The 12420-nt window shown below is 73.2% G+C and carries 7 protein-coding genes; 4 read left to right on the forward strand and 3 right to left on the reverse strand.

Annotated features, from left to right (window positions below; genetic code table 11):
- Nucleotides 1-98 precede the first annotated feature (98 nt).
- Entirely contained in the window at nucleotides 99-1115 is a 1017-nt protein-coding gene (locus WMF31_RS24950) for a hypothetical protein (protein ID WP_436604340.1), read from the reverse strand.
- Nucleotides 1116-1497: 382 nt separating this feature from the next.
- On the opposite strand from WMF31_RS24950, the gene WMF31_RS24955 reads away from it, so the two are divergent.
- Both WMF31_RS24955 and WMF31_RS24960 read left to right on the forward strand, forming a co-directional pair.
- Nucleotides 1498-3555 carry a hydantoinase/oxoprolinase family protein gene (locus tag WMF31_RS24955; RefSeq protein WP_436604341.1) on the forward strand — a complete coding sequence of 686 codons (2058 nt, stop codon included), beginning with the start codon at nucleotides 1498-1500 and terminating at the stop codon, nucleotides 3553-3555.
- A 41-nt stretch (nucleotides 3556-3596) separates the two neighbouring features.
- Entirely contained in the window at nucleotides 3597-5318 is a 1722-nt protein-coding gene (locus tag WMF31_RS24960) for a hydantoinase B/oxoprolinase family protein (RefSeq protein WP_436604342.1), read from the forward strand.
- A 32-nt stretch (nucleotides 5319-5350) separates the two neighbouring features.
- On the opposite strand, the gene WMF31_RS24965 is transcribed toward WMF31_RS24960, so the two are convergent.
- A complete protein-coding gene (locus tag WMF31_RS24965) occupies nucleotides 5351-7840 on the reverse strand; it encodes a SpoIIE family protein phosphatase (protein ID WP_436604343.1) in 2490 nt (829 codons plus the stop codon).
- Between the two features lie 288 nt (nucleotides 7841-8128).
- Here WMF31_RS24965 and WMF31_RS24970 point away from each other — a divergent pair, with 288 nt between their 5' ends.
- Together WMF31_RS24970 and WMF31_RS24975 are read left to right on the forward strand one after the other, a co-directional pair.
- The gene (locus tag WMF31_RS24970) at nucleotides 8129-9772 is read left to right on the forward strand and encodes a ribonuclease J (RefSeq protein WP_436604344.1); all 1644 of its coding nucleotides are present in this window, start codon (nucleotides 8129-8131) and stop codon (nucleotides 9770-9772) included.
- A gap of 216 nt (nucleotides 9773-9988) precedes the next feature.
- The gene (locus WMF31_RS24975; RefSeq protein ID WP_436604345.1) at nucleotides 9989-11371 is read left to right on the forward strand and encodes a sigma-70 family RNA polymerase sigma factor; all 1383 of its coding nucleotides are present in this window, start codon (nucleotides 9989-9991) and stop codon (nucleotides 11369-11371) included.
- Between the two features lie 118 nt (nucleotides 11372-11489).
- Here the strand turns inward: WMF31_RS24975 and WMF31_RS24980 are convergent, their stop codons facing one another.
- A complete protein-coding gene (locus WMF31_RS24980; protein ID WP_436604346.1) occupies nucleotides 11490-12419 on the reverse strand; it encodes an MBL fold metallo-hydrolase in 930 nt (309 codons plus the stop codon).
- Nucleotide 12420 lies beyond the last annotated feature (1 nt).

Below are 12420 nucleotides of genomic sequence, written 5' to 3' on the forward strand. Positions count from 1 at the left end.
TCACCCGCTTCGAATTACGGGGTCGTACGGAGGATCGTTCAGGAATCGTCGGCCCTCCGGCAACGACGTCAGGGCTGGGAGGTGGGGTGCGGCGCGGCTCAGCCGCCGTTGTTGCTACCGGCCGCCAGTGCGGCAGCGAACTCCTCGGCGGAGCCGACGGCGGCCAGGACGTTCCATGACTTCAGCCGGGCTTCGTCGTCGGTCGCTTCGAGGATCGCGACCAGGTTCGCGGGCATCGGGCCGAAGCGCGCCTCGTAGACCTCACGAAGGCCCTGCTTGCGCGCTTCATTCAGGCCCCGCTTCAGCCCTTCGTCCAGGCCCCGCTTCAGCCCTTCGTCCAGGCCCTGCTTGAGCCCTTCATCCAGGCCGAGCTTCCGGCACTCTTCGCGGAAGCGCTCTCGCCACGTTTCATAGAGGTTCTCGGTGCTCATCATGTACTCCCGGTCCTCGTGGGACCCATCTTGGGGTAGCTTGAAACGGAACGCAACCAGGTGCTCGACCGCCACCCTGCGCTCCCAGGCGTCCTCGGGCAACTGCATCAGCTCCGCGATCGCCGCCGTCTGCACCGCCCCGCGGCCCATCAGCCGCAACATCAGCGTGTCGCGCCCGGGCGGCAGGTCGCGGACGACCACCAAGCCGACCGCGTCCGCCTCGCAGCGCCCCCAGAAGCCCGGCGGCCAGCCGGCCAGCCGGATGAACTGATACGCCGCCAGCACACGCTCCGGCCTGCCCGCCGAGATGATCCATAGCGACGGAAATGGCGGTCGCGGCGCCGCAACGCCCCGAGGAGTGGCCCGCAGTTGCTGCAGGTCGACGGTCAGCTGCTTGTGAACGCAGGCCCGGACCTCGTCGATGTCCGGCGGCTCGTGGAACGCCTCCAGCAAGCCGGACGCGTCGAGCACCATCCGGCCGAGCAGGCCGCGCCCCGAGAGCGCGCCGCGACGGCCCGGGTCCGGGACGAACCACCCATCGATGCTTTGAACCTCACTGGCCACCTCCTTCTCGGGCACGAGTCGGCCACCCACGGCCAAGGTATCTTCCAGCAGCGCCTTGCTGAGCTGATCAAAACGTGTGCGCATCGTGCGTTGCGCCACCCCGCACGCGGGTCGCGCCATCCTCCACTCCTTACTTCCGGGGACCGGAGCGCGACGATCTCGGAATCGTCAGCCGCTGCTCGCCGGCAGCGTCGTCACACGCCGGCAGCCTCGCCGAGGCGAGCCTCTCGCGGAGCGCAGCGCGCTCTCCGAGCGCCGGGCGAAGCGCCACGCGCCGCTCGACACCTGCCGCTCGGCACCCAGCCCCGGAGCGGCGGCCGGCCGCCCCCCGGCGCGCCCCGGCGACCGCCATTGACGCAGGCGCGCCCGGGGCCCACGGATCGCCCCGACCCGGAACGGCCGCGCTGCCACGGCACCCCGGCCGCGGCGCGCCAGCGAGGCGGCGCTGCCGCCGCCCCCCTGCCCCGGATCGGGCCGCCGGCCCGCCCAGGAAGGCATGCTCATGCGTGTTGCCAGCGACATCGGCGGGACGTTCACCGACCTCGTCGCCCTCGACGAGGAGACCGGGGAGCTCTCGCTGGCCAAGGTCCCCACCACGCCGGACGCCCTCACGCGCGGTGTCCTCCAGACCCTCGATTCAGCGCAGGTGGAGGCCGCCCGGATACGCTATTTCATCCACGGCACCACCCTGATCATCAACGCCCTCACCGAGCGCACGGGCGCCCGCACCGGGCTGCTCACGACGCGGGGCTTCCGCGACGTGCTGGAGATAGGCCGCGCCAACCGGCCGGACATCTACAACTTCGCCTTCCGCAAACCCGCGCCGTTCGTCCCCCGCGATCTCCGCCTCGAAGTCACCGAGCGGATGAGCCACAAGGGCGAGGTGCTCACGCCGCTCGACGAGGACGGCGTGCGGCGCGGCGTGCGCGCGCTCCTCGACAAGGGCGCCCGCGCGATCGCCGTCTGCTTCCTCCACGCCTACCGGAACCCGGCCCACGAGCGCCGCGCCGCCGAGCTCGCCCGGGCAGAGGCCCCCGGAGCGCCCGTGAGCGCGTCCTCCGAGATCACCCGGGAGTGGCGCGAGTACGAGCGCACCAGCACCACCGTGCTGAACGCGTACGTCCAGCCGCTCGCCGGCTCGTACCTCCGCCTCCTGGAGCGCAGCCTGACCGAGCGCGGCGCGCCGGGCCCCGCGCTCCATGTCATGCAGTCGAGCGGCGGCATCACCCCCCTCGCCGAGGCGCGCGCCGCGCCCATCCGCCTCGTCGAGTCCGGGCCGGCCGGCAGCGTCCTCGGCGCCGTCGCGCTCGGGCAGCTCCTCGGAGAGCGCGACCTCATCTCCCTCGATATCGGGGGCACGACGGCCAAGAGCGCCGTGCTCCAGGGCGGCGAGGCGCGCGTCACCACCGAGTACAAGGTGGAGTGGACCCCGACGTCCCCCGGATACCCCGTCATGATCCCGGTGATCGACCTCGCGGAGATCGGCGCCGGCGGCGGCTCGATCGCCCGGATCGACGCGGCCGGACGGCTGGAGGTCGGCCCGCGGTCGGCCGGCGCGGCGCCCGGGCCGGCCTGCTACGGCCGCGGCGGCGAGGAGCCGACCACCACGGACGCGAGCCTCCTGTGCGGCCGGATCAACCCGGCGTACTTCCTCGGCGGCACCATCCCGCTCGACGTGCAGGCCGCCCGGAGGGCCATCGGCCGCATCGCCGCGCCCCTCGCCCTCACCGAGGCCGAGGCCGCCCGCGGGATCCTCCGGCTGGCCCACGCCACCATGGAGAGCCTGCTCCGGCTCGTGTCCCTCCGCCGCGGGTTCGATCCGCGGGAGTTCACGCTCGTCGCCTTCGGGGGCGGCGGCCCGATGCACGCGTCGGCGCTGGCGCGCAGCCTGCGCATCCGGCGGGTCGTCGTCCCGGTCGCGCCGGCGCATTTCTCGGCCTGGGGCATGCTCATGGCCGATCTGCGGGCCGATCTCGTGCGGACCGTGATGGTGCGCGCCGAGCCGACCTCGGCCGCGGCGCTCGCGGCGCTCCTCCGCGAGACCGAGCTCGAGGTCGCCGCGCGCGTCTCCCGGGGAGGGATCGACCCCGGCCGCGTCTCCGCGCGCCGCCACGCGGAGATGCGCTATGTCGGCCAGGAGCACACCGTCAAGATCCCCCTCCCCGGCGGCGCGCTGGACAGCGGGGCGATGGCGGAGATCGTCGAGCGCTTCCACGCGCTCCACGAGCAGCGCACCACGTTCCGCCTGGGGGCCGCGGTCGAGATCGTGAGCCTCCACGTCGCGGCCCTCGGCGCCGTGGACAGGCCGCGCCCTCCGCGGCTCGAGCGCGCGCCTCCGGATCCCGCGCCCGCCCGCAAGGGCGCTCGCATCGTCGATTTCGACGATCTCGGGATCCTGGACAGCCCCCTTTACGAGCGCGCTCGCCTGCGGCCCGGCATGCGCGTCGCGGGGCCGGCCGTCGTCGAGGAGCCGGCCGCCTCGACCGTCCTCTACCCGGGAGATCGCCTCACGGTGCACGAGCAGGGCAGCCTCCTCATCGACGTGCCCTCCGCCGGGTGAACCGCGCCACGCCCCCACGCCCCCTTGCCGAGGAGCCCACCATGAGCCGAGAGGCTCGGATCGACCCCTTCACGCTGGAGATCATCAAGAACGAGCTCATCGCCGCGGGCGACGAGATGTTTCACGCGCTAAAGCGCGCCGCCATGAGCCCGATCATCTACGAGGTCCTCGACTACGCGACCGGGCTCACGGACGCGCGCGGAAACCTCCTCTCCCAGGGCAACGGGGTCGCCGACTTCATCAGCGCCCTGGGCTTCGGCGTCGCCCACGTCCTCGACAAGATGGGGAGAGAGCGCCTCGCGAGCGGCGATATCGTCATCCTGAACGATCCCTACGTGGGCGGCGGCACGCACCTCTCCGACGTCGCGCTGATCCTGCCGATCTTCCACGAGGGCGAGCTCGTCGCGTTCGCCGTCGACAAGGCGCACTGGACCGAGGTGGGCGGCAAGGATCCCGGCTCCTGGACCACCGACGCGACCGACGTGTTCCAGGAAGGCCTCCAGTTCCCGGGCATCAAGCTCTTCAGGGCGGGCCGGCCCGACGAGGGGCTCCTCGAGCTCATCCGGGCCAACGTCCGCACGCCCGACGCGACGCTCGGCGATCTCCACGCCTGCGTGGGCGCGCTGCGCGTGGGCGAGCGCGCGCTCCACCGCGTCCTCCGCAAGTTCGGCAAGACCACCGTGCGCTGCGCCATGGAGGAGCTCCTCGACGAGGGAGAGCGCAGGGCGCGCCTGGAGCTCGCGAGGCTCCCGCGCGGGACCTACGAGGCGACCGACTTCGTCGACGACGACGGCGTCGGCAACGGCCCGTTCGAGGTGCGGGTGAAGATCACCCTCGACGACCGCTTCGTCTGCGACTTCACGGGGACGGCCGCCCAGGTGCCGGGGCCGATCAACTGCGGCCGCACCAGCCTGTGCTCGGCGGTGCGCCAGGCCTGGAAGGCGATCACCGATCCCCTGCTCCCGTCCAACGAGGGCGTGTTCCGGCCGGTCCACGTCATCTGCCCTCCGGGGACGATCTTCACCGCGGAGAGGCCGGCCCCGGTCTCCACCTACTGGGAGACCGCGCAGTACGCGACCGACCTCGTCTGCAAGGCCATGGCGCCGCTCGTCCCGCGCCGCCTGACCGCAGGACACTTCCTGTCCGTCTGCGGCACGCTCATCCATGGAATCCACCCCGACGATGGGACTCCGTATCTCCTCGTGGAGCCGCAGGCGGGCGGCTGGGGGGCGGGCGCGGACAAGGACGGCGAGAACGGGCTTGTCTGCGCGGGCGACGGCGAGACCTACATGATCCCCGTGGAGATCTGCGAGACGCGGTACGGGGTCCGCGTCGAGCAGTACGCCCTGGATATCGTCGACGGCGGGGCCGGCGAGCACCGCGGCGGTCGGGGCCTCGTGCGCGATTACCGCGTCACGTCGGCGTGGGCGCGGGTCACGGCGACCTTCGGCCGGCACCGGTTCGCGCCGTGGGGGCTGAACGGCGGACAGCAGGGCTCGCCCAACATCGTGGAGCTCGTGCACGAGGACGGCCGCCGGTTCGCGCTGGGCAAGTGCGCCCGTCACCTCCTCCAGCGCGGTGAGCTCTGCCGGCTCCGCACGGGCACGGGCGGCGGGCACGGCGATCCCGCGCGGCGCAGCCGCGCGCGCGTGCTCGACGACCTGCGCTGCGGCTACATCACCCTGGAGCAGGCCAGGCGCGATTACGGCCTGCGCGACACGGAGGAGCCCGGCCCCGCCGCCGCGCCCTCCGACGAGGCATGAGCCTCGCGGCGAAAGGATACACAGGCGCCGCTCTATCGACCGGGCGCGCGGTACCGCGCCACGACGACCGTGATGTCGTCGTCCGTGCTCGAGGACCAGCTCGCGACCTCGCCCAGGATCCGGTCGCAGATGGCGTCGGCCGGCGCCGACTGGACGGCCTCGATCGCGGCGCAGAGCCGCTCCAGCCCGAACTGCTCGTGGTGGGCGTTGCGCGCCTCGGTCACCCCGTCGCTGTAGAGCACGAGGACGTCCCCGTCCTCCAGGAAGAACTCGGAGTCTCGCGTCATCGCGTCGATGACGGGCAGCGCGCCGATCCAGACGCCGGTGCTCGGGATGCACACGCAGCGCCGGGTGCGCGCGGAGCACACGATGATGTCGTCGTGCGCGCCGGCGAACGTCACCCGCCCGTCACGCTCGTACCGGAGCAGGACCAGCGTCGCGTGCTCGTCGCGCGCCAGGCGATCGCGGACGTTCTTGTACAGCGCCCTGTTGAGCGCGGAGACGACCTTCGCCGGGCTCGCGGTCAGCTCGCTGCACGCCAGCACCGAGATCATGCTCTGGATCATCAGCATGACGAGGCCCGCCGCGAGGCCGTGCCCCGCCACGTCGCCGATCCCGAGCCACCCGCCGTCGGGCGTCGCGATGACGTCGTAGTAGTCGCCGCCGACCTCGGCGGCCGGCTTCATGACCGCGCAGAGCTCGAGCCCGTCGACGTGGAGCGCCTTCGGCACCAGCGTGGTCTGGATGCGCGCCGCGACGCGGCTCTCCTCCCGGACCCGCTCCTGCTCCAGCCGCTCGCGCAGCGCCACCTCGCGCACGATCGCCCGGTGCAGCGCCGCCGCCTTGATCGCGGAGCCGAGCTGCAGGCGCAGCACGTCGTAGATCATCGCGTTCGCCCGGTCGTCGAGCACCGCGACGCCGAACTTCTCCACCTCGCCGAACGCGACGGGGAACACGATGAAGCTCGCGCGCGTCGGGGAGCCGAAGAACCCCGGGGGCGCGAGCAGCCGCGCCGGGAAGGGCGCGGGCTGCGCCTCCACCTCGCGGCCGTCCTCCATCAGGAACAGCGGCCTCATCGTGGCGCGCCGCGCGCCGTGCGCGTCGTCGTAGAGCGACACGGCGACCCGCGAGAACTGCATCCTCGGCAGCTCCGTGGCGAGCAGGTCCTTGAGCACGGGCAGGCTCAGGCACGCCGCGAACTCCCGCACGCCGTAGGTGACGTCGACCGCGGCGAGCTCCACGTCCAGCCGCTGCACCCCCTCGGCGTGCACGGCCGCGCCCGCGATCAGGATGCGCGACGCGTGCCAGAGCGCCTCCAGCGCCTCGCTCCGGGCGGCGGCGTCCCCGCCGTCCTCGGGCGGCCGGCGGAGCCACGCGCGCAGCACCGAGATCGCAGCCTGGAACTGGTCGAGGAGCGCGCCCTCGCGCCGCGCGGCGTCGAGGAGCTCCTGGAGCGCCGAGAGGAAGCGGCCGCGCTCCCCGGCGAGCTCCGCGTCGAGCGCGCGGACCAGCTCGCCTGCCCAGCCGTCGAGCGCGCCGGCCGGGATCACCACGCTCCGCTCCAGCGCGCGCTCCAGCGCCGCGCGGTGGGCCTCGACCGAGCGCGGGCCGCCCGGCGCCGCCCCGCCCGGAGACGCCAGCGCCTCGCCCGCGTGGCGCCCGCAGCCGCAGGACTCGCGCCGCGTGAGCTCGACCTGCACGTGCCGCGTCGCCTCGACCGCCTCGCCGTCGATCATGCGCAGGAGCGTCTTCACGGCGAGCGCCCCGAGCCGCTTGATCGGCTGGCGGACGGTGGTCAGCGACGGCTTCGTGAAGCGCGCGATGCCGACGTCATCGAAGCCGCTCACGAGGACGTCCCTCGAGACGCGGAGCCCGTGCGCCTCGAGCACCTCGATCGCCCCGAGGGCCATCCTGTCGTTGGCGGCGACGACCGCGTCGGGCTCGACCCCGCGCGAGAGGATCTCGCGCATGGCGCCGCGCCCGGTGTTGATCGTGAACGCGCCGTGGGCGAAGAGGCGCCCGTCGCGCGGGAGCGACCGCGCCGCGAGCGCCCTCCAGTACGCGCCGGCGCGCAGCCTCGCCTCCTCGTGGTTCTCCGGCCCGCCGATGTACGCGATGCGCCGGCACCCGTGATCGTCGGCCATGTGCGCGACCGAGAGCTCGATCCCGAGCCCGTTGTCGACCATGAGGCTCGGGACGCCGTCGATGGCCATGCCGATGCTGCAGACGGGCAGCGGCGCGAACGACCGGCAGAACTCCCGGACGTCGTCGATCCCGGCGTGCTGGCAGAGGGTCGCCGAGGCGACGACGACGCCGTCGATCGTCTCCGGGCCGAGGAGGTGATAGAGGCTGCGCTGGGCGGGCTGGTCCGCGTCAGGGCGCTCGAGCGCGTCGCCGAAGACGGTCAGGAGGTTGACGTCGTGCGCCTCGGCGGCGCGCTCGACCCCGGCGCGCAGCTCGGACTGGTAGTCCCCCACGACGTTGTCGATCAGGACGGCGATCGTCCGGCGCTGCGTCGTCATGGCCTGAGGTCCCGGGTCAGGTGTCCGCTGGCCGGCCGCTCGCACGGGGCAGGCGTGCCCGGCTGGAACAGCGACGCACTCCTCCGAGCTGCCTCGACGTCGGCCACGAGCCTCTCATCACGCTACGGCGTTCCTGGGCCGGATCCAATCCCCTCCGCGCGCAGGGCGCTCGATCGCCTGGCGCGCGCGTCGCACGGCGCGGCGCGCGACACGGCCGCGGCGCGCCGGGCGGGGCCGCGGCCCGGGGTGTGGCCTGTCCGCGCGATCCGCGGTGCTAGGCTGCGCAACATGGCAGTCCGGATCATTCCTCTCGGCGGGCTGGGCGAGGTCGGGATGAACGCCCTGCTCATCGAGGAGGACGGCCGCCGCGTGCTCGTCGACTGCGGCGTGATGTTCCCCAACGACCAGGTGCTCGGCGTCGAGGTCGCGATCCCCGACCTCACGTACGTGCGCGAGGCGGGCGGGCTCGACGCGGTGCTCGTGACGCACGGCCACGAAGATCACATCGGCGGCCTCCCGTCGCTCCTGCGCGAGTTCCCCGTCCCTGTCCACGGGACGCGGTTCACGCTCAGGCTGGTCCGCGAGCGCCTCGCCGAGCACGGCATCGACGTGCCGCTCCGCGAGGTCGAGCCGCGCCGGAGCTTCGCCGTGGGCCCGTTCCAGGCCGAGCCGCTCCGCGTGACCCACTCCATCCCCGACGCGGTCGGCTACGCCATCGAGACGGGCGAGGGGTTCGTCGTCCACACCGGCGATTACAAGATCGACCTCACCCCGGTGGGCGGCGAGCGGCTCGATCTCGGCCGCTTCACCGAGTACGGCCGCGCCGGCGTGGTCGCCCTCCTGTCCGACTCCACCAACGCCGAGCGCGAGGGCTGGTCGGTCAGCGAGGCGGCGGTGGCCGAGGGGTTCGTGCGGCGCTTCCGCGAGGCGAAGGGGCGCATCCTCGTCGCCCTCTTCGCCTCCAACGTGCACCGGGTCCAGAGCGTCCTCGACCTCGCCGCCGGCATGGGGCGCAAGGTCGTGCTCGCCGGGCGGAGCCTCGCGAACAACGCGCGCATCTCCCAGGAGCTCGGCCTGCTCAGCGTGCCCGCCGGCGTGCTCATCGACGATGCCGTCGCGGCGGCGCTCCCGCCCGAGCGCCTGGTCGTGCTCGCCTCGGGCGCGCAGGGCGAGCCGAACAGCGCCCTCGCGCGCATGTCCGTGGGCGACTACCACGGGCTGCGGATCGAGCCGGGCGACACCGTGATCTTCTCGTCGCGCGCGATCCCCGGGAACGAGATCGCGGTGGGCCAGCTCGTGAACCGGCTGGCGAAGCGGGGCGCCGTCGTGATCGACCGCGCCCTCGACGCGGTCCACGCGAGCGGCCACGCCCAGGCCGAGGAGCAGAAGATCCTCCTCGACGCGGTGCGGCCGGAGCATTTCGTCCCCATCCACGGCGAGTACCGGATGCTCCTCGCCCACGCGCGCACGGCGCTCCGGATGGGCGTGCCCGCGTCGGGCGTCTTCGTCGTGGAGGACGGCGAGGCGCTGGTCGTGGAGGGCGGCCGCATGCGCCTCGGCGAGCCGGTGCCGAGCGGGCGGGTGTGGCTCGACGCGCGCGGCGGGCTCGACGTCTCCGAGCTCGTGCTGCGCGAGCGCGAGCAGATCTCGGGTCAGGGCCTCCTGATGGTGCTCGTCGTGGCGGATCGGAAGACGGGCGAGATCCTGCGCGGACCGGAAATCCTGGGGCGCGGCGTGGCGCACCTCGAGGAGGGCGGCCCGCTCTTCGAGGCCGCGGTCGCGAGCGCGCGGGAGGCGCTCTCGGCGATGCCCCCGGAGGCGCGCACGGCGGCGCCGGCGCTGGAGGACGCGCTCAGCCATGGCGTGCGGCGCGTCTTCCGCCGCGAGCCGGGGCGGCGCCCCGCCGTGCTGCCGCTGGCCGTGCTGCTGTGACGTGATATCTGGAGCGTCCTCGCTGCGGACCTTCCCCGGACGCGGCGGGTGATTACTGTACGGAGACCGGCAGAGCGCCCCTCTCGTCTGCCGTGGCGTGACCGGATCGGGTCGTGAGCCCTCGTGGAGGCTCCCCCCCAGCGCACCAGCGCATGCGCTCCGGTGAGCCCTCGCGGCGGCTCAGCGCACGGCGCGGGCACCATGGTGGAGTGAACGATGATGAAGGAGAAGCCCATGAGCTCGCTCCTGGAGAGCGAGACCGAAGAACCAATGGCGGACACGGCCGACGATCGCGTCGCGCGCTCTCCGGATACCGGCCTCAGCCGCGCGGCCGTGCTCCGGCACGCCACGCGAGCTCGCGGGCGAGCTGCGCAGTCGGCGCGATCGGCCGAGGACGTGACCGAGCTCTACCTCCAGGAGATCTCGGGCAACGCGCCGCTGAGCCGCGATCTCGAGGTGGAGCTCGGCCGCCGGATCGAGGCGGCGGAGCGCGCGGCGATCGAGGCCTGGGTCGGGTCGCCTGTCGCGCTGCGGGAGCTCGTGGCGATCGCGGACGAACTGCAGGCGGGGCGGGTCGAGCTCAACGATCTGCTGCTGAACGCGGACACCGACGACGGGCTCCGCGGCTCGGCGTCGGTGCGGCTCGCGCGGCTGCTCGGGCTCGCTCGGTCGATGCCGCCTCCGCGGCGGGGCGAGCGCGACGCCGCCCGCGCCCGGGCCGATCTGGCGGCCGGGCTGACCGAGGTGCGCCCGGCGCCGCTCCTCCAGGAGCGCATCGAGCGGGCGCTCTGCGAGGCCGCATCCCGGGCGACCGGGCGGGAGCGCGCGGCGATCGAAAGGACGCTCTCGGCGATGATGGGCGCTTCCCGCGCGGCGGCGGAGGCCAGGGCCGAGCTCGTGGAGGCGAACCTGCGCCTCGTGGCCGCCGCGGCCCGGCAGCTCCGGCACCGGGGCGTGCCGCTGCTCGATCTCATCCAGGAGGGCAATCTCGGGCTGATCCGGGCGGCGGACAAGTTCGATTACCGGCGCGGTTACCGGTTCAGCACGTACGCCACGTGGTGGATCAAGCAAGCGCTGGCGCGCGCGCTGCTTTATCAGGGCAAGGTCATCAAGGTGCCGGTGCACCTCGCCGAGAACCGGCGCAGGGCGCTGCAGGCCCGCCGGGAGCTGGAGCAGGAGCACGCGCGCGAGGCGGCGCCGGACGAGGTGGCGGAGCGGAGCGGCCTCTCGGTGGAGAAGATCCACATGCTGCGCGAGATCGCGCTGGAGCCCGTGTACATGGACGCCCCGATCGGCGACGACGACGGCGCGCGCGCGGGCGATTTCTTCGCGAGCGAGGAGGCGTTGCCGGACGAGGTGCTCGTGCACCGGCGCATGCACACACAGGTCCGGACGCTGCTCGACTCGCTCACGCCGCGCGAGCGCGAGGTGCTCCGGCTCCGCTTCGGCCTCGACGGCGAGCAGGCGCACACGCTGGCCGAGATCGGGGGGAAGTTCTCGGTGAGCCGCGAGCGCGTCCGGCAGATCGAGGAGAACGCGCTGAGCAAGCTGCGGCTGCTCTCGCGGCGGCAGGCGCTCGACACGCCGCTGGAGGGTTGAGGTGCGGCGGCTCGCCCGGCGCCGGGCCGTCCGCGCCCGATGGACACGGTCCGCCTTCGCCCCGCGGCGACCCGGACCGGGCGGATGTGGGACGCCGAGGCGGTCCTCGCCGGATCCCTCAAGCGACCAGAGCACAGGTGAGCTGGTCGTGCTCCGCGCGCAGGATCCGCTTGCCGAGCAGATCGTCGACGAGCGCGTCGAGGAGGCGCTCCTGGCCGGGGAAGAAGCGCGCAGCCTGCTCGCGGAACCACGGCGAGCGCTCGCAGCGCGCGACGAACGCGCCACGCGTGGCGCGTCCCGCGGCGAGGACGTGCATGATGACGAACGACTTGAGGACCGTGCTCGCCCAGCGATCCCTGTGAGCGCGGTAGAACCGGATGGTCTCGATGCTGTCGTCGATGCGCTGCCGTACGGCGTCTCGCCCCACGAGCAGAGGCCCGTGACCAGGGATCGCGATCTCCACGTCGAGCGCCTTCAGCGCGGCGAGCGAGCGCTCGTGGCGCGCGAGGCCGCCGATCCCCTCGACGAGCGGGACGACGTTGCTGAACCCCGACTGCCACAGGAGATCCCCACAGATGAGCAGCTTGTCCCGCGCGCAGTAATAGCTCACCTCGCCCGCCGCGTGGCCCGAGCCGTCGATGACGACGAACTCCGCCCCGCCGAAGGCGAGCGTCTCGCCGGGGCGGACAGCGCGCGTCACCTGGAACGACGGACACTGCAGGTCGGCCCAGTCGCGCATCAAGGTGACCGGGTCCCCGCTCTCGATGAGCATGCGATCGATGTCGCTCGTCACGATCTCGCAGCGCGATCGCGCTTGCAAGTAAGCATTTCCGCCGGTGTGGTCGGGGTGCGCGTGGGTGTTGACGATCATCGCCAGCTCGGCGAGCGACCGCCCGGCCTGCTCGGCGACGGCGCGCTCCAGCGCGGGCACCCCCGTACAGTAGCCCGTGTCGAACAGGAGGAACGCGTCGGGCGCGTGGACGACGACGCTGTTGCTGTTCAGCACCCCGCGCTGCAGGAAGGTGATGTGCGGGGGCAGCGCCGACACA

The organism is Sorangium sp. So ce1036, from assembly GCF_051369805.1.
Lineage (GTDB): Bacteria > Myxococcota_A > Polyangia > Polyangiales > Polyangiaceae > Sorangium > Sorangium cellulosum_F.

Excerpts from the sequence above, each read along its gene's own strand:
- WMF31_RS24975 (WP_436604345.1), top strand. The coding sequence starts at position 9,989 with ATGATGAAGGAGAAGCCCATGAGCTCGCTCCTGGAGAGCGAGACCGAA.
- WMF31_RS24960 (WP_436604342.1), top strand. The coding sequence starts at position 3,597 with ATGAGCCGAGAGGCTCGGATCGACCCCTTCACGCTGGAGATCATCAAG.
- WMF31_RS24970 (WP_436604344.1), top strand. The coding sequence starts at position 8,129 with ATGGCAGTCCGGATCATTCCTCTCGGCGGGCTGGGCGAGGTCGGGATG.
- WMF31_RS24965 (WP_436604343.1), bottom strand. The coding sequence starts at position 7,840 with ATGACGACGCAGCGCCGGACGATCGCCGTCCTGATCGACAACGTCGTG.
- WMF31_RS24950 (WP_436604340.1), bottom strand. The coding sequence starts at position 1,115 with ATGGCGCGACCCGCGTGCGGGGTGGCGCAACGCACGATGCGCACACGT.
- WMF31_RS24955 (WP_436604341.1), top strand. The coding sequence starts at position 1,498 with ATGCGTGTTGCCAGCGACATCGGCGGGACGTTCACCGACCTCGTCGCC.